Origin of the sequence: Bartonella sp. AP280QHHD (assembly GCF_042196125.1) — a bacterium.
Classification (GTDB): domain Bacteria; phylum Pseudomonadota; class Alphaproteobacteria; order Rhizobiales; family Rhizobiaceae; genus Bartonella.
Genome location: NZ_JBHIPQ010000043.1, coordinates 1 through 19449, shown reverse-complemented (window position 1 = coordinate 19449; position 19449 = coordinate 1). Strand labels below are relative to the sequence as shown.

12 protein-coding genes, 1 tRNA gene and 1 pseudogene are annotated in these 19449 nt (G+C 37.5%); 4 read left to right on the top strand and 10 right to left on the bottom strand.

The genetic code is table 11. The features are described 5' to 3' along the window. Window positions 1-134: 134 nt before the first annotated feature. The 5 genes and pseudogenes from ACFIMK_RS06530 to ACFIMK_RS06510 all read right to left on the bottom strand — a co-directional run. Complete coding sequence (locus ACFIMK_RS06530; RefSeq protein WP_375607418.1) at window positions 135-344, bottom strand: 2-hydroxymuconate tautomerase family protein; 210 nt, start codon at window positions 342-344, stop codon at window positions 135-137. A 14-nt stretch (window positions 345-358) separates the two neighbouring features. Continuing rightward, entirely contained in the window at window positions 359-1630 is a 1272-nt protein-coding gene (locus ACFIMK_RS06525) for a hypothetical protein (RefSeq protein WP_375683051.1), read from the bottom strand. A 58-nt stretch (window positions 1631-1688) separates the two neighbouring features. Further along, on the bottom strand, window positions 1689-3557 hold the full coding sequence (locus ACFIMK_RS06520) for an FAD/NAD(P)-binding protein (protein ID WP_375682474.1): 1869 nt from the start codon (window positions 3555-3557) through the stop codon (window positions 1689-1691). Between the two features lie 94 nt (window positions 3558-3651). Then, complete coding sequence (locus ACFIMK_RS06515) at window positions 3652-4764, bottom strand: YbfB/YjiJ family MFS transporter (protein WP_375683052.1); 1113 nt, start codon at window positions 4762-4764, stop codon at window positions 3652-3654. Window positions 4765-5089: 325 nt separating this feature from the next. After that, window positions 5090-5337: pseudogene (locus tag ACFIMK_RS06510) on the bottom strand (baseplate assembly protein); the annotation flags it as partial. Window positions 5338-6119: 782 nt separating this feature from the next. Here ACFIMK_RS06510 and ACFIMK_RS06505 point away from each other — a divergent pair. Further along, window positions 6120-6593 (top strand): hypothetical protein, encoded by a 474-nt coding sequence (locus ACFIMK_RS06505; protein ID WP_375612474.1) that lies wholly within the window; start codon window positions 6120-6122, stop codon window positions 6591-6593. After that, window positions 6590-7810, top strand: a complete 1221-nt coding sequence (locus ACFIMK_RS06500; protein WP_375682473.1) for an MFS transporter — start codon at window positions 6590-6592, stop codon at window positions 7808-7810. Before ACFIMK_RS06505 ends, ACFIMK_RS06500 begins: the two co-directional genes overlap by 4 nt. A 601-nt stretch (window positions 7811-8411) precedes the next feature. Here ACFIMK_RS06500 and ACFIMK_RS06495 read toward each other — a convergent pair. Next, window positions 8412-8502 (bottom strand) — tRNA-Ser (locus tag ACFIMK_RS06495). A 315-nt stretch (window positions 8503-8817) separates the two neighbouring features. On the opposite strand from ACFIMK_RS06495, the gene ACFIMK_RS06490 reads away from it, so the two are divergent. Then, the gene (locus tag ACFIMK_RS06490; RefSeq protein ID WP_375612473.1) at window positions 8818-10014 is read left to right on the top strand and encodes a porin; all 1197 of its coding nucleotides are present in this window, start codon (window positions 8818-8820) and stop codon (window positions 10012-10014) included. Between the two features lie 1250 nt (window positions 10015-11264). Here the strand turns inward: ACFIMK_RS06490 and ACFIMK_RS06485 are convergent. From ACFIMK_RS06485 to ACFIMK_RS06470, 4 genes are all read right to left on the bottom strand, one after another. Then, window positions 11265-12029, bottom strand: a complete 765-nt coding sequence (locus ACFIMK_RS06485) for an N-acetylmuramoyl-L-alanine amidase (RefSeq protein ID WP_375613801.1) — start codon at window positions 12027-12029, stop codon at window positions 11265-11267. A gap of 847 nt (window positions 12030-12876) precedes the next feature. Then, window positions 12877-15051 (bottom strand): isocitrate/isopropylmalate family dehydrogenase, encoded by a 2175-nt coding sequence (locus tag ACFIMK_RS06480; RefSeq protein ID WP_375683050.1) that lies wholly within the window; start codon window positions 15049-15051, stop codon window positions 12877-12879. After that, window positions 15048-15779, bottom strand: a complete 732-nt coding sequence (locus ACFIMK_RS06475; RefSeq protein WP_375638794.1) for an alpha/beta fold hydrolase — start codon at window positions 15777-15779, stop codon at window positions 15048-15050. Before ACFIMK_RS06475 ends, ACFIMK_RS06480 begins: the two co-directional genes overlap by 4 nt. Window positions 15780-16038: 259 nt before the next feature. Beyond that, window positions 16039-17235, bottom strand: a complete 1197-nt coding sequence (locus tag ACFIMK_RS06470) for a multidrug effflux MFS transporter (RefSeq protein WP_375638797.1) — start codon at window positions 17233-17235, stop codon at window positions 16039-16041. Window positions 17236-18050: 815 nt separating this feature from the next. On the opposite strand from ACFIMK_RS06470, the gene ACFIMK_RS06465 reads away from it, so the two are divergent. Further along, window positions 18051-18821: a phage tail assembly protein gene (locus ACFIMK_RS06465; protein ID WP_375630343.1), complete on the top strand. Its 771-nt coding sequence runs from the start codon at window positions 18051-18053 to the stop codon at window positions 18819-18821. Window positions 18822-19449: the final 628 nt, after the last annotated feature.

Sequence of the window (19449 nt, the reverse complement as noted above, 5' to 3'; positions counted from 1 at the left end):
GGGAAAAACTTGGTTGTCAGCATCAGGGGCTGTAACAACCGCCCCAATAGCGGTCTGATCAAATGTTGCTAAAGGACGGGATTTTTTACATTGATTAACCCTATTGACCTTAAATTATTGTCAAATACACAAAGTTATTCTTTATTTTGAGCTTTTCTTAATTCTGTAATGGGGACACCACCAATACCCCAATTGTCTGTCTCCACTTCATCAATCACGACAACAGTCGTTTTCGGATTTTTATTCAGAATATTAACTAATAATTGAGTTGCCCCTTCTATTAGTTGCCGTTTCTGTTCAGAGGTAACCCCTTCATTAGTAATTTTAATATTTATGTAAGGCATAAGATCTCCACAATTTACAAATATTGAATAAAAAAGCTCAAATAAATGAACGCAAAAAGATTAAATATTAATACATAATAACTATGCATTTTAAAGCTCGTATCCACCGGTGAAATATGCAGGCTACTGGAAGCAAAAATAGCATTTATTGATACAGGAGAAAGGAGTTGAGCTGCAATAAAGAAGCAAATCCAAACCAAATAATCCGTAACCCCATAAGCCATCGATGACCCTAGTAAGGGAAATGCCAAACTAAATAGCACCATAGGGTGAATTCCTACTACACTGAAAATTGGCAATACAAAGAGAATACAGGCATAACGCTGCCAAACAGAGAGTGATGCCAATGAGTGACTAAACGTCACCGGCAACAAAGGAATAAGCAAATCACAAGTAGATATTAGCAGACTACAACCTAGCAACAACATAATTTCACTGGATATACTGCGTATCACTGCCACCAAAGGAGTCAAAAAATCAATACTGCGTGAACTCCCACGCTCAATGAGGTATAGAATGCTCGCCGTCAATGCAATGCTTTCTAGTGCATTCAACCTAATAACTGTCAACGCAACGATAAATATTAGCCAGAAAAATATCAAAAAAATCCAAATTCTTACTCTCTCTCCTTCTTTATTCGCTCTTCTCTCATCGCAAATAATCGGGTTAGCTAGCGGTACAACAGGAGAAAGGCACAACAACAACAGACTGAATAGAAAAAGTGGTATCCCCAAAGCAGCGGATGTGAATATTGGTGTTCTAGGCATAGCAGCGAAAACTGTTGCTGCACCGATGCTGGTCGGCATCAGTACCATCGTGATGCTCATCATTCGCATCACAATAGCGGCCAAATGGCGAGAGGGAAAAACACTTTTTTTCAAGGCATCAATCATTAGGGGGATAACCCCCAAACTCATCGGCCAAGCTAAAAACGCAGTCAGTATCGCGATGGACAGGGTAAGCGAACCCTTTCCATAGCGCATCAACCGTTCAGAGAGAAATTCTGAAATACGCCATGTATTCATCACATGGCGCAACAATCCCATGGCGAGTAATAGCCAAAAGACATCAGTAAAACGCACAAGCACAGTACGAACATCAGGCAAGTGCCAACGCCATATCAGCACTAAAGCACAAGCCAACAGGATGAACACACCACTGCGTGCATTCCCCTTCAACCACCAGTATGGTATCGTCAAAAGCAAATAACCGAAAACAGTCACTCCAGCCAATGGAATAAGAAACCAAGTTCTTATTGAGATAGACATAAGAAAAATGAATAGCATCAGCATCGCCATTATAACGGATACGGAGGACATGCGTATCAGGAAGCTTTTTACATCATCAATGTACATTAATTGTTGAATCTTTGACTGAGTAGCGATTAAGAAGCTGCTCGTACATGTCAGTGACACAGCGCCCTGCATCCCGCAGTGCACGAGAATTAACTAAAGGCCTAGGCAAAATATATGTATAAAAATTGGGCCCCTCTACTGGATTACCGACCACCCATAATGTATTTTGTATTTGCCCTTTAGTGTCTATAGGATGCTGCCGACGGTCAATATCAATACCACCAGGATGATATCCTTGGTTGATAAATGGTCGAATGATGCCCTGACCAGCCAAATTCTGGATAAAAGGGGACTCATCACGCAACGGAGAAAAACTATCAATCTTGGCCTTGATCAGCACATCTCCATCAACTGAACTGTTTTCATCTTGAAAAACAGACTGAATTTCGAAACGGCTGGTACTAGCATTGAGAACAAGTTTAGGTGAAGGTCCGCCAGCCAAAGTCACGATACCAGCCTCCATCAGAGCCTTCAACTCTTGGTTTCGCTGCATCGGTGGGCCGACAGAAATACGGTTAAAGTTTGGATTAAAATATTCAATAAAGTACTTGTGAGATGAAGACGTTAACCCGCAAAAATCAATTGCTGAACGTAAGATATCACGGACATCTCGTAGCACATCTGTAGCAGCTTTCACTGGGCCATCAACATTACCTGCAGCGGAAGAATGAAGATCGTCCTTCAAATGCTCCATGAAGAATCTTGTATAATCCTTCAAAGAAGCAAATATTTTATTTCGATAAGGATACAGCAACGCTTGAATACACTGCTCGTCTTTGGAAGTAACAACATAGGTTTCAGGGTCTAGCCAGTGCCCCAGCTGCGTACTTCGATAGACATAACACATTTCTTTAAGCAACAGAGGTAAAAGCTGCGTTTCGAAATCCAGCTTCGGAGAACCGTTAGCAATGCTGGATTGCTTACGCAGATGATGTATTGCATCGAGAGTAAGGAATGATGGTATGTATTGCCCACTCCCCCCCTTTTGATTAATCCCGCGACTACTAAAAGGCAATGTTTGACGGGAGAATAGAGCTGTCGCAGGTTCTTTGCCGCTTGGCATGTAGCGCAATTGTCCAGCATTTTCAGTAAAAGTCCCACCGCGACCGTAAGTCAATTGCGACAAGACATCATAGCTAGTTAATCCAATTCCCTGCACCAGCACACGAGACTGAGATTGTATAGAGTCCAACTTTTCAATTGGATAAGGATTCGAATAATAGTTCAGAAGAGCGTTTTTCATTTGGTGACCAGCCACAAACTGTTGCAGGCTTTCATCATGCGATGAATATATATTCTTACCGTGACCCGTGGTCATATAAACAAAATCTACACTATAATGACAGCCATCTTCCAAAAGAACATCCGTTTTATTATCTTGGTGGATATGGAGATTAATAACCTTTTGTCGGATCTCCTTAATACGAATACCGGAAGGTAAATCTTGCGTGAGCTCTTGGTAAGCCCAAGACAGGTATTCCCCTAACAAACGACGTGATAAATAATCATTTTCTTTGATTTCTCTCCCAACATCATGCTCTGTACGAGAAAAAACACCGTTAATATTACGATAACCTTGTTGAATAGCCCATTGATAGAAATTCGGTCCCTTCCGAATAGGCCCGACACCCTTAACTGTATCATCACCAAATAAAGTAATCTGGCAAGCGACAGTGTTAACCAATAAATGATCTGGCTGATGCACACTATGGGTACCGGTTCCCATCTCATTGGGATCAATCAATAAAATATCAATGTTCCCAGAAAATGGATAATGGGAATAAAGTGTGAGCAAGCGTTCGAGAATACTGATCCCACGAGGACCAACGCCCAAAATAGCGACTGTAGAGTGAAGCATTCTGTAATCTCCCCTATTAGAATAATTTGACTTTCACAAAATGTTTCAAAAAGAATGGAATAAATTCTCTGACTTTTTAGTGAAGATTGCGGGTTTATGAAACGCCAACGACCTTTTTACAAAGACAATATTGACAGATTCCAGCAGCAACAAAAAGCGCTACAGCACCACAGATAACGGAAAGCGCAATGGCATGTGAACCAGACTGTAAAAAACTCGTCAAGAGAGGTCCTAATATTTGGCCAAAACCGTAAGTTAAGGTAGCCAAGCCTAGCAGATTTATGCCATACGGCGCATATAAACGCTTAGCTAACGGCATAACTAAAGAAGTCGTCCCCATAAAAGTAAATCCAAACCCTATACAACTGAGAACGATCAGTACAAGAGACTGACTGAATAATGTCAGTAATACGCATCCTCCTTGGATAAGCAAATTGAGCATCAGACAACGTAATACCCCCCACCGATGGGCTCCCCATAACCAAATGAAACAACTAGGAACAATGGCAATTCCGACAAACGACCATAAGTGGTTAGCGAGTAGTGGGAAATTAAATGTTTTCGCCATCAGAGGAAGATATGTCGCGACAATAATATAACCAAACCCAGCAAGCCCATAAATCAGAGCGAGTTCCCACCAAACGATATTTTCGTGTGCCAATGACTCATTAATAGCAAATTGAGACGCATCAACACGACGTGGAAATAAAATAAACAACAAGAGCAACAATACAACAGATATAAAACCAGCTCCAAACCAAATATTTTTCGCGTTCAGCGATTTACTCAAACCAATAATAACATACTCATTACCCAGCAGAATACCAACTCCCACACCTGCATAGAGCGAAGCAATAACCCACAGCTTGTGACTATGCTGCATAACCGTCATAGAACCAAAAATCATCATTGCTGCACTCGCGATACCGGCAGCAAAGCGGATAAAGAAGACCAAGTAAAAGTTTGTTGTTAACGCCATGGCAAAAATAAGTGCACTCGTCACTATAGCTGCACCAAATAGCATGTAGGGAGCACGGGATATATTCCCAACTCTGCAAAACGAAAAAAACATACTCCCAACTAAATAACCGCCATAATTAGCACTAGCTATATAAGAAAGTTGCTTAAAGGTAAACAATCCTTCATCCAACATAACTGGAAATACCGGCGTATAGAAAAATCGCCCAATTCCCATCCCCAAAATCATAATAATCATACCGAACACAGCGATTTTGAAATAACTCAAATCTTGACGATTATTTTTTCCCCCCATTACTCTAATCCCTTAACTAATAATTCGCTCATCCGCATTCTATCTCATCGAGGGTAGCACTTATCTCAGAGAATAAAAGCCAATCTAGCCATTTGTTTGAACAACCAGAGGAACATATTGAGCGATTATTGTCAACATTACTGGATCAGTTATATGCATTTCATCGTTTTACGCCCTGCTCCATGTATGATCTTCTCCCTACAAAGCTTCTTTTTCAGAAAATAATGGCTGAAATTAAGCAGCAATAACAACGAGGAAATCAATAAGCACGCCCCCGTTCAAACAAGACAATATCCCCTAAAGCTCTGCTTCATCAGGTATGACTAAAATACCCTCACAAGGTTGCGTTATGTTCACATGGTGAACACCCTCAACCATCAAGCGGCTTAGTATCCAACTTAAAGAGAGATCAAGGACAAGCTTTTGCGCACGCGCCCATTCTGCTCTTAAATTCTGCTCTGCTCTTTCCAAAACAAAGGAACCTTCATCCGGTAACAACCAAAAATCAATAGTATTGAAGGGTATAAAGGCTACTTTTAATATAGCTTTGTTTTTTATCAGCAGCAGTAAAAAGTTTGTTTTTTTATAAAAATTGAAATTTATTCATTTTTTATCGTATATTTTATGTTATCTTCTTTAAATTAATTAAAAGATCATAGAATATTAAACTGATAGGATGCATTTTTCTCAAGCGGCATTTTTAGAGAAATGTTGATTTAATCAGTGAAGACAAGCAATGAGCAAAGTTATAATTTGAAAAGACAGTATATAATGTTTTATGATCAATGATCTAAATTAGAGACATGAATTGGGGGAGTTTGATCTTTCTTACAGCACAGTAGCTCAAAAAAACAGTAGATGAAGTTTAAAATTCACCATTACCCATCATAAGATGAAAGCTTTTATCCCACGTTTGATTTTTTTAAACTATTTTCTTGTCCTATCTGTAATATCTAAAGAATATCTTCAAGCAATCATAAGCACTCTTTTAGGGTATCATTTCCATAATCAACGTAATGGTTATCGAGCTTCCATTCAAGATACTGTTTTGCAAAAGGAAATCGTCATTTCAGGATACGGAGGGATTTATGTATTTAGTCACAATGTATCATGCACCCTTCCTCTTATATCAGAAATTTAATTCTTAATCGTAATGACGTGATTAAAAAGCACCTTGCGAGACAATCTTTTTAATAAATAAAGTAAAGATGAATTCTGAAAAAAACTTTTTTAGACGTAAAGTGATACGGAGAAACAGTCAGAAAGAAAGGGGGGGATTACAAATGTTGATGACTATAAAAAAAGATATCAAAAAATTACCAAAAACCGATTTATGGATCATTTGTGCTATTTCAGCTGATCAGCAAAGAGAATGGATCAGTAAATGGTGTATAAAAAATAAACACACTTCTATAAGTCCTAATTATGTCAATGATCTTGCCGTCCTAGGGTCATTTTACAGATCTAGACAAAATGATTACTACGGAAGCAACAGCCCCACAAGCAACTCCCCTCCAAAGATGACAATCTCATTTATGAGGCTTATGTTGCTTCTCATAATCACTTTACAATTGCATCATTTGCTCTCATTAATACGCTTTGAAGTCCCATATGGACTAAGGGACCTTTTAAATTTTGGGATGGTTATGGAAGCCTTCTTTCCACTAATCCCTGAATGGGGATATGAAACCGCTACCTTTTCACAGAAAAATATTCTTTTCAATGAGAATTCTTATTGTACAATCTATGGAACAACACAATGAACAGACCACGCACCCTTGCTCTCACCTATGGATCCTATAATGCTGTACGCATGCTGATCGGCGTTTACCATGCTATTTTTTTAATGTCCATGGGAGTTAGTCTGGCGCAATTAGCTCTGCTTCAGGTTGTCTTTTCCACCACCATCCTGCTGCTTGATTTTCCCTGTGCTGTTTTATCTGACAGATATCGGCGTAAATATTCCGTTATGGCTGGGGTCTTTATGACAGGAGTATTTTATCTTCTATGCCTTCAAGCTCCCAATATGACAGCACTTATTATTGCGCAAATTCTCTATGCAGCAGGCATTTGCATCATTGTCAGCGCCATTGACGGATGGATTTACCATTCTCTAGGCGATAAACAGGATCACTTTTCGCATTATGCTCATCTCTACCACCAGGTTAACTCTTTTGGAAGTATTCTCAGTGGGATTGTAGGAATTGGAACGATCTATTACTCTGGACGATATTTTATGGGATATATCATCTCATGCCTCATGATGGGATTTATTTTTTTGATCTTCCTTATTGTTCCTGAAGAAAAGAAAACGACAACTGAAACGTCCAAAACAAAAACAATCTTGCACAATGCCAAGGAAACGCTCTGGATATTTCAAAATACAGTAGGAGGAGCATGGTTTATTTTCCTCATGTGCCTTTTTAGCGCTGGTATTCAGATTATTTATCATTTCTGGCAACCGATAATACTTTCAGGGGGAAAAATTCATCACCTCAACGGTTCGCAAATGCTCGTCTTGATGTGCTGCCATATTGGAGCCTTTTCAGCACAATATTTTTCAAATTTACTGATGTCTAAGTATCATGTTCTTGATAAAAAATATAAGAATTCTATAAAATATTTTTCCTTCTTTTCTGCGCTGATGTGCATAACGCTCTATTTTTCAGTTCATAGCCATCAAACTGCTGCATCAGTCATCGCCTTCTCTTTAATCCATGGATTTATTTGCACTGTACCGATCGGCGCAAAAAGCTTATTTTTCTCAGAACTTAACCAAAAACAAACGCAGCATATTTCCGGTGTTGTTGGTGCTGTCTCTTTTAGCGGAAGAATATTTTCAATTACAGTATTGAGTATTATTTCTTTTCTTCCTGCAAAAGTTTCTCCATCTTACTACCTAATATTACCGACCATTACTTTTTTCATGTGTGGTTTGGTTGTCATGAGATGGATGAAACACTTTCAAAAGTCTCTATGAGAGGAAAACCATAACATTTCACCCACAATGTTTTCTTCTAAAAGAAATCTATAACTTTTTTGAGAGCATTGCCACATCCAACTTTCAATACACAATGCAAATATAAAGCAACACGTTGATTTATAATGATAATATACCAAACGCGAATATTGTAAGATTCTTTCTTTTCAAATCTGCTTTATGGTTGAAACAATCAAAATCATTTGCTTGCACATCATAAGCAAAGAAAGCCGTATAAATAAAAACGATTTAGAAAGGAAAAATGCCTTTTATGAACTCTCATAGTCAAAATCTATAACAACAGGAAGGCAGATATATAAGCAGATATATAATATGCCTCTTTGCATCTTCATAAGTATACAAATGATGTGGCTTTATAAGGCTTTATATGTCTCACAGAAACTTTTGTGTTTTATACCATTTACGAGGCAGCGTCGCAAAATGGGCTTACACACATTGCAAAGATATCTCTTTAAAACAAGCGCATAAATCGGCAACACAAGTATATTTGTGTTTAGAACATGCTTTTTATATGAGAGGCATAATCCCAACGGGATAAACAGAATTCCGATACACAGTCAACTGCTTTTATAACAATAGATGGCGGAGAGGAAGAGATTCGAACTCTCGAGAGCCTTTTGAGCCCTACTCCCTTAGCAGGGGAGCGCCTTCGACCACTCGGCCACCTCTCCAACAGAGAGGCATAAATGGTATCAACAGAAAGTTCAAGACATTTTCGATTTTTTTCCCAAATATCTGAATTTTTTTTCCTTTATTGATCCCATAAGGAGCAAAAGTTAATAAAACAAAAATTGTGTCTTTTTTACCACAGCATCTCGAATAGTACATGTATATATTACAAAAAGGTAATTTCACATTTGAAACTCTAAAAAGATTAGTTATAGCTAAGATAACAAGTGCTGCGTATTTACTTATGTCTTTGTCCTTAATGCGTTAGGCAAATGGTACTCTTTAGAAGAAATTTAACCGGACCTCGGAGATCCCATATGAATATTAAATCCCTCTTTTTAAGCTCTACAGCAGCTTTTTTAGCAATTTCTGGAGCACATGCTGCTTCAACAGTTATCGCCGAACCCGAACCTGTAGAATATATTCGCGTTTGTGATGCCTATGGAAAAGGATATTTTTATATCCCTGGAACAGAAACCTGCATGCGTTTATCAGGAAATGTTCGTACTGATTTTATAGGCGGTGATAATATCGATGCAACAACCGAAACTGAACTAAGAAACAAAAGAAAAACCTATGGCGCAGCATCACGGCTCACCCTTGTTTTTCAAGCAGCTTCTGAAACAGAAATGGGAACACTTCGTTCATATGCAAGAATTTATTCAAACTGGGGTGATGGTAGAGACAACGCTGCTGCAAAGCTTGCCGCGGCTTACATTGAACTGGGTGGTTTTCGCGTAGGTCTTGATGACACAATTTTCAACAGCTGGACTGGTGATTATGGAAATGTTCTCAATGATGACAGCATAGCGCCTGCCGGCACAACACGCACCAATTTTATTTCCTACACCTTTAGTGGTGACTCCGGCTTTTCTGCTATTATCGGCGCTGAATTAGGCAATAATGCAGATTCTCTTCCAGGAATAACAGGATACTACATTGATAAAGATGATAAGCTTGTTTCTATCACTGAGGGCACTCTTCCAAGTAAAGCAATTAAAAATTACACCCCGAATGTGGTTTTGGGTATAAAGTTCATGCAAAAATGGGGTGGTTTTTCAGCAGTTGCAGCATATGATGCTTACTACAAAAAGTGGGCTGGAAAAGTACGTGCAGATTTCAATGTCAACGATCGTTTCAATCTATGGGTAATGGCTGGCTATAAAAATGGACTTGATTACTACACAGTAAATGCAAATGATGAGTTATCACGAAAAAGCACAACAATTTATGCAAACTGGGGTGGTAAATGGGCTGCTTGGGCGGGTGCCACTTACAAGCTTACTCCAAAAGCAAATTTGAATGCTCAAGTTTCTTATAGTGCTGTAAAAACCTTTGCAACTTCTGTAAATATTACATACACGCTGGTTCCAGGATTTGTGATTACACCTGAATTAACCTATGTTTCTTGGAACGATGATCGCGTTGTGACGGATAAAAATAATGATGAAAAACATTTATTCAACAAGAAAAGTGCTTTTCAAGGTATGATCCGTTTACAGCGTTCATTCTAATCCTATTTAAGCTACAGCTTTTAAAAACTGGCAACATGGTTTGCCAGTTTTTATTTTTGAAATCAAATATCATGAATATCTTTTCCTGATACGTATTGTCTTGTCTCTCGAAAAAAAACCGACTTAGTTTCATAAAACTACTCTTAGAAGATTAACCTGATATGTTTGATAAGAGCACCTCACACGGGCTTTTACACATCACTTCAAACACAATCTCTTCCTTGCCCTTTAAAGCATGAATAACCCCTTTGCTTTATGAGCAAATTGGTCTTTCTTGGTAATTTACTTCTAACCTTTGTTAATTTAGGTCATGATCTTCTCAAATAAATTCTACACTGAACAGATAAAATATTGAAAAAACAAGATATCATTGTGTTTTTGATATGCCTGAATGTGTCTTCTATCAACACTCTAAAACACAACGTTTTATAACACTGCTTCATTAAAAAACTTAATCATTAAGAAACATGCTGTCAAAACGATGCAAACATCCCCTAAAGCAATAAAAGAGAAAAGAGATATATCTTCAAAAAAATGAATTGACCTCTTCCCCTTCTAAAGAATAGCCCCCCTATCAGTAGCAATCTGTAAATGCCCCTATTTTTCTTGAATCTGCATCACTTTGATTTATAATCATAATTTATAATTTTGCATGTTTCAATCAACCAAAACCTTTCACTTGTACACGACAAGCGGAGAGAGCCGTGTGAATAAAAACGAGTAAAGAAAACCCTTTTATGTATCGTTTTCAGTTCCAAGGGTTGTCGTAACATTGAGATCTAACAAAATGTACGATAGTGCTAGGCACTTTTATTAAGCATAAAAATGAGGATACACTTCATAGAGGATTTTAGATTATATTCTCTATGAACGTCGCTATAAAATATGTGTTGTGATACACACTAAAAGACATTTCTTTAAAACAAGCATGGAAATATACAATACAAATCCATTTTATTTGAAGCGTTTTACCCTGCGTAAGGAACATGTCATCATATACACAACATCTTGGCTTTATGCGTTTTTAAAGGAAGAAAAATATAAGACAAAGAAACAATAAAATTTAATCTCTGCAAATCATAGAGCTTTCAGAGTTATGTTTCCATAAAACGCCTTATACCCTACAGGGGATTTTTTACACGATTAATGCCCTTTTTACATAAAGCCAATTGGCAAAAAGCAGCCTTTCCTGATAATAAAAAGGCTTACACGTAATCATAAGCCATATTTTCAATTAAAACGCATTGAATTCACGGAAAATACTTATCAACCAATGCATAAAGAATTGCTGCTGTTTCAACATCTAGAATCCCATCATAATTTTCTTGACGAAAATGAAGTTGAAATGCTCGGATCAAATCTTTGTATCCTGTTTGGGTACACGCAGCAGAAATGTCATATCCATAACATTTTAGCTTCGCCAAAACATCTTCTTTGGGTGGCAAATTCTTAGAGAATTGCTCTTGATAATGACTTTTTAGTTCATCATCATACCATGCTCCTATACCTGCGCTATAAAGTTCTCTCCATGGAAAAGCTGCTCCTGGATCACTTTTTCTTCCAATGGCAATATCACTATGTCCCACCACATCTGTTGGCATAATATCGGGATACCGTTGAAGAATATTCAAGGCAAGTTCCTTAACAGCATCAATTTGTATTGGATTATAAGGAGGAAACATACCCGTCCCATCATGATAAGTCGCTAAATTAACGATTTCAATCCCGATAGATGCATCATTGAGATGACTATGCCCAGCCCATGAACTCACACCCGCATGCCATGCACGCTCATTTTCATCAACCAGATTAAAAATACGCATATCCTTAAAGCCTGCCTCACGATATGTCTGCTCTGAAGGATCAGGAACAAGATAGTGTGCACTAACCTTTTCTCCTGTAAGCGCCATAATCGAGGCTTTAAAATCAATAGCCGTATAATGCATAACGAGAAAATGAACGCGACGACTAAAACTCTTGACAGAACGATAACTGTTGTAATCAATCTGATACATAAAAGCCCTTTCTTTTTTGCTTAAAAAACCACTGCGCATCACAACAGATAGAATACGAACTGTTAAAAAATGCAATAAACTTCCCATCTAGATACTAAGAATTACGACTAAAATTTGTTCATCAAAAATATTGACACTCTTATCAACAATTAAGACCACATTTTTATTTTTCTCCCACACACGCATAAAATGTTTTTAACCACATTAAATATTTTCCCCAAAAAAAATTCCTACAAATTACCAATCAAAAAGAAAACAAAAGCGTAAAATAATCACTCCTTAAATCTTCACATCTTACAGAAAAAATAGTTCTTCCTGTTATCAAATTGAAAAATATCGCCCCTCGGAAGTGAACACCTAACGATCATGCAATCACACAAAAACTTAAAGGAAAAATTTTATGAGCTCTTTACAGCAATTTATTATCAGATAACAGAACGGCACATGTTCGCAATAAACTCTTCACGGACATATTGTTCAATAAAATTTGCAAAGCTTTCCTGTAAATGACACGACTTCTTGTCTTTTCACACCATCGCTTTTTGATTTTCAGAAGAATCTCAATTATCTACAACGCTTGCGGTACATGACGTCTCTGGATTCCTTGTCATAGGCTCCATGAAAGATAACATCTTGATTTATAATCATAATTAATCATTATAAATATTGAATATAGCGAGCCTAATATCGTAAAGTTTTTCTTAATCTTGAATCAATCAAAGTCATTTAATGACACATCAAAAGAAAAATTACCCTATAGACAAAAACCACTGAAGAAAAGGATCAAAATACTTCTTATAATAGAACGTTCAATAATTTAGGCAATATTTTACATCCCCATAGAGGTTCATTTTTTCTTCTCCATTTTCAAATATCTTTTTAAGACAGCCCAAGCTGCATATTCTTGTAAGACGACACCTAAAAGTGGTCGCGTATAGGGAAAAGTTATACGATCATCACCATAACCTTTCATCCGTATAGTTATGGTGGCATGTCCAAGGCTTTCTGCTTGATTTTCTAATGTCTCCAAAGAAGGCTCTAGGCTCACTTCAACCTCAAGCAGAGGAATATCTTGTTTACCTTTTTCTATGGGCTGAAAATATTTTAAAAGCAGCGGATCATTGCCCAACCAATGAACCTCTGCATGCATCGCTAATTGTTTACAAGCAGTAGTAACTTCTGCCCCAACTAAATAGGGGTGAAAATGATTTTCAAATGCTTCCACGAAATGTTGTTCCAAGAGCGCTTCTGATTGAGCAACCAGTTGCACCAAAACATAGGGGCTTTTCCATAAAAAATGCCGTTCAAAGGGTTCATTTTCAAGATGATCATCAACCCACTGCGCAATAGTACTTTCATCAATTCCAATCAAAGTCCATGCATACTCCGCACGCGATACAGAAAAATATTTCTTCTCGTTGTGTTCTAAATAATTCTCTAAAAGCGCAAGAGCCTGTGATGGTGGACCAGGCAAAACAACAAGCGTACTTCCATCGCAAGAGAGATAAAACCCTGGTGCTGTGCCTGTAGGATTATCAAGCACAGTTGCTGTCTCAGGAAACAATGCTTGACGTGCATTACTCTTATCCGCCGTAATCCCTAATCGTTGTAATTGACCCTTTATTGTTTGCCAAACATCTTCATGATGTAGTAAAGGCTGCTTTACAGCTTGAGCAACTCCATCACGTGTTTTATCATCTGATGTTGGTCCCAATCCCCCACTGATAATGATAAGATCTTCTTGTCCAAGACAAGAAACAACAGTCTCACTGATTTGCTGTAATTGATCAGCACAAACAAAATGACGTGTGACTTGAATATTTCTCTTGTTCAAGCTTTGGCTTAAATCTTGTAAGTTCGTATTCAAATATTGTCCTGAAAGGAGTTCATCACCAACGGTAATAATCGCCGCACGACAAACAAAGACAGGATTCATAAGAGAATTGCGAACAGCTTCAGCCATTTGACGGGTAGAGGCGACACCTCCAAGATCATAGGTAACGGTTTTTCCAGCACGAATAACCTGATCAACACTCTCAGACAGTTGTTTTGCTGCATCTTTAAAGCCTAAATGCTCTAAGAGTAAAGCCGTGGTATAAAGCATCGCAGAAGGATTGGCTTTATTTTGTCCAGCAATACGTGGTGTGCTACCACGAACAGGTTCAAAACAAGCAATCTCGCTCCCCACATTCACATGAGATGCAAGCCCCAATCCCCCCATTATACCAGAGCCAAGAGTAGAGAGAATATTGCCAAACATATTTTCAGCAACAATCACACCAAACTGCTCTGGCTTGGTTGCAATCCACAAAGCAACCGCATCAACATTCTGAATATCTGCTTCAATTTCCGGATAGTTTTGCGCAATTTTCTCAAAAATTTCCTGAGCAAACTGCCCACTTTTTCGCAGAACATTGGGCTTATCAGCAAAAGTAACTCGCCTAAAGCTATATTTCCTTGCATAAGAAAAAGCGTATTCAAATAACCGCTCTAAACCAAAGCGTGTCTGCAAACGGACTGTCCACGCAGCTTCCTCAAGCCCATATTTTGTCAAATTTGGATGTTTTAGCCAAACGGCTGTTTCAGGAGAAATACCCCGAAAATCCAATCCAGCATAAAGGCCTTCACTATTTTCTCTGATAACACAAAAATGAAAAGGTTTTCTCGGACCAAAGATGTATCTTACAGGACGTATATTCGCAAACAAACCTAACTTTTGGCGAAGTTGAAGTATGGGAGAAACATAGGCAAGTTTTTTCTCTCGTAAATGCGGCTCAAGTTCTTTTAAAGCCGCTTCTTTTCCTTTACTGGTCACAGCACCAAGTAAAATAGCATCACTCTGAGTAATTTTTTGCCAAGTCGCTTGAGGAACAGAAGCTCCTTCCCGTTTCCAACATTCAACACCAATATCACCATAAGTTAATTCAATCGGCAATTGGAATTGCTCTAAAACCATCAACGCAGCATCACAAACCTCTGGTCCTATCCCATCACCAGGTAATACAAGAACTTTCTTTTTCATAATCCCTCCAGCCACTCATCAATAACTGCATCCGTCATAGTAGGATTATCCTCCCACAAACGCGTACCAGCACCAGAGATAATCTTATATTCATGGTTCAGATTATGACTTTTCGTCTGATTATTTACCGTTGCAAGTTGCGACTTTTCTCCCACTAAAGCTAAAAACTTCCCCTTATACTTAACTATCTCATCTCTAGCATCTATTTCTAATAAGAGTTTAAAGCCTCTTGTCATGCGTTCAATTGCCACGCTTTTTTGTTCATCAGGAATCTCCAATAAGGCTCTTTTTTTCATAACGCCAGAAGGATGCATAAAACCATTGAGTATTTCCAAAGCCCCCGATAAATCATTATTTTCTAAGGAGGCAAGAATATCTCCAAGGCGCCGTTGCAAAACCTTATCTGGATAGCCAGGCGCATTCACAGCAAGCACAGCTTGAACATTGGGAAGCTGTACTGCCAATATTTGTACCAATGTTCCAGCCATAGAAAATCCCACAAGCACTGCGGGCTCTTTAAAATAGCTTTTAAGTTTTTCTGCCATAAAAGATAAAGTGTCTACAGCAGAATAATTGAGAACATGAGAACCCTTAGGAAAAAGAGAAAGCGTATCCAGCAGAGTGACAGGGAATCCTTTTGTTGAACATAGCTTTGTCAATGGAGAACAAAAAACACCACCATCCCAAATTGGCATTACAGGAGAAAGAATAATAATAGGAAGGCTCATTGATCAATTCCTCCCCTTATTTTAAACATGCATTAGAGCCAGAACTTTTCCCACCCAATATAATGAAAATATGTTGAAACTCTAGGCTCATATTCTCCCCCCATAATAATCGATTTGTTAAACTCAAACTAAGCTTGTAACAAATTTTAAACCCACTCAATCCAGCAACTTAATAAAAAAATTCATCTAATGTACAGGTGCCCCATTTGTGTAAAATATCAAAAGCATTTCCGCATAATGCTTTCTTTTTATCATTTACTCAGCTTATTTCTGAAGTCATAAAATGACGCGCTTTTTGAATATAAATGATAAAACCAATCATACAACACACAGCTAACAAAGTTGCCATAGCCCGTGGGCTATGACCAGAGATTTTTCCGATAACCGCTGCACTGAGTGCCGCACTTCCTAATTGCAAAGATCCCATAACACCAGAAGCCGCTCCCGCAGCTTTCGGATGCGATGAAATAGCCAACGCTGTTCCTAACGGCAATAAAAAACCATTGCCAAAAGTAAGAACAGCAATAGCCATAAAACTTGTCACAAGGGGCCATGGGCTTAGATACATTTGCAAAGCAAACAGCACACCACCTATCACAAAAATAATGTACCCTCTCCCCACAGTTTTTTCCATAGACTCGCGTTCAAAAAACCATCGCGCCAAAAGATTTCCCAAAATATAGGGAAACGAGACACCAATATAGCTATAACTAATGTGTATCGGCGATAACCCCAAAGTCGTGAGTAAAAAAGGCGACTCCACAATATAAGCAAAATAGGCAGCGTAAGAAAAACACGGAATAAGTGCATAAAAAATAAATTGTTTATTTCTGAAAACGCCTAAATATGCCTTTATCAATCCTACCGGAGAAAAATGCTGCCGTTTTTGAGGGGGCAGAGTTTCGCTTAGCACAAAACAACATAGCAAAATGGTCAAAAATATAAAAAAGCTTAAAAAGATAAAAGTTGCCTGCCAATGAAAAGCCTGTATCAAAAGTCCACCAATGAAAGGTGCAAGTGCTGGCGACATTCCAATAAAAGGGAAAACAATCAAATAAAGTTTTCCAGCCGCTTTTTTATCCAACAAATCATTGATAATTGCACGACTTAAGACAAGTCCCGCACAAGCACCAAGACCTTGCAAAAAACGTAACACAAGAAAAGCGTGAATATGAACCGTATAAATCACACCAAGTGTCGTAAATAACCACAAGAATAAGCCCAATAGAAGTGTTTTTTTACGCCCAAAATTATCACTCAGCGGCCCATAAATGAGCTGTCCAAGTGCCAATGCCAACAAAAAAACCGCCACTGCACTTTGAATTTGAGATTGTGTCACTTGATAATATTGACGCATATCGCCCAGTGCTGGTAAAAAAATATCGGTAGAAATCAAACCTCCTGTTGATAAACATACGATAAGTATAATGAATGGTAATGTATATTTATGTTTCATCAGGAAAGTCACATTTCTTAAATTTAAAAATATTTAAATTTTACGTTTATAGAAAAATAATAATTTATATTTATAAATATAAAGCTATTTTAACTTTATCCACAGGGAATAAAATAATCAATTTTCTTTATTCTTTTACTTTATTCGAGAATAATTCAGCTTGTTGATACATAAATCCAGTGTATGATCCGCACGCACACACTCAACACGTAAATAAACACTTAGTGCTTCACTTTATAATTAATTTTAAAGCATAGCAAATCGCAATTTTAAAACTATACGCAAAAGAAGCTAAAAGATCAAAACTCTCCTTCAGAGATATATTTCCCAATCCGAAATAGCGCATTTTGTTGTATTCATGTTGCCCTATCTTCATCAGCTTTTTTTCATTGATATCATCAACAAAAACGCTCCCAAACACTATCCCTCTCCATGATAACAACATCACTTTCCCGACAACATCTTTTATCAGAAGTGGTTTACAACGCTCAAAGAAAAAAGAAGCCACAAACTCCCTTTCCTCAAAACTCCCCACGCAAATATTATTGTAACAATACAGCATATAATAATGGCTCATGGAGAAGTCTTTATCAACACAAATAATTGAGCAAATAAACTTAATAGCCCACTAATATCATAAAGCAAATTGTGCTTCTATCTCGCTCTAAAATCTAAATTCATCTTGTCCATTTTGTTAGAATTTCATTCTACATAGCCAGCACAAAGTTTATTGCCTAAGCTATTGACAAACATGATATAATAAAAATTTGACGAATCATTCTGCATCTAATGTAGAAAGCAAGGAGAAGCTATTAATGAATATAACAGAACGAGCCACGTACCAATTACTTGGACCTATTAAAGTGGAAGGAAAGACATACACAGAAATCACCTTACGCCGCCCGAAATTTAAAGACTTAAAAGCAATACAGAGCAAAGAAGGCGACGAGCAATCAATTGAAATGATCGCATGTCTTTCAGGGTGGTCCTATAATGCCATCAGTAAACTTGGTGTTCGTGATTTTTTAAACATTAAAGACATTTACGGGCCTTTAATAAAAAAAGTATTAAAAAAACTTGATAAAATGAATACAATCATAAAAATCCCATCCCTAAAAATCCTATCCTTAGAAACTCAATTTTCTAAACATCTCAAAAACTTTATAAACAAAGTAAATGCACCCATAAAAAGCATAATGGATGAATGTATTTTAATCGACAGTAAACCCGAAAAACGCACAAGTAACCTTTATACAAATACATTTGAAACAGAATCCATGACAACTGCAAATGCAAAAGTGAAAACCTGTAGCACCTATGAACCGATTACAGTTCATAATCCCTACGTCATAAAGGTGGAACGCATGACCTTTACAAAATGCACTTTCTTAATACAAGATGGTCCATCGAACCAAATTTATCTCTCAAATCAAAGTGCTCTTACATCGTATAAAAAAACTGCGGGCGAAACTAAAAAACAACCTTTGGAGAGAATCTCAAAACTTTTGGACATTGTCTCAAAACTTTTCAACTTTCCTCTCTGGTTTTGGGAGTTTTTACTCAAAGAACTTAGAAAATTTTTCTAGCATTGTTTTGATATAGAGCAATAAGAGAAGGAAAAACAGCTTAGAACACTAATGTTTCTTCCTTCTCTTTTATCTCTCATAGCTTTTTGAATTGAATACTTTTGATATTTATTTTGAATAATTGAAGCATTCTTTTAATTATAAGTACAATATAAAAAACTAAAATTTTAGAAGACGCGCTGTTTTTACAAAAAAATGAATAATAAAATAAAGACTCCAGAATTTTACTTTTTACCTTCAAACATAATCAATGATGGAAAAGCGTTGACAAAGTTTTCCTCAAGCAGTATCTGGGACATTAATTGAAAGAAAAGCATTAAGAGAGCTTACTTTTAAGCTAAGGGGGAAAGATTAAACTTCACAACGACATTCAATCTTTTAAACATTGCAGTACAGAACGGGAAAAGAGAGCCATACCCCCATAGACCGTTTATCCCCCCCATCAACTAAAATTCTCGATAAACTGGTATTATCAGTTCTAGACTGGAGTCATATAAGAAGAATTTTAAGTAATGATCACCGTCTTGTTTTCGATGTTTTCTGTCCTTTTTGGCGCATATCTATTCACTTTTGGAACATAATTAGCAAAAAGGCATTGTATCTCCAGCATATTCAAGGAGATAAAACA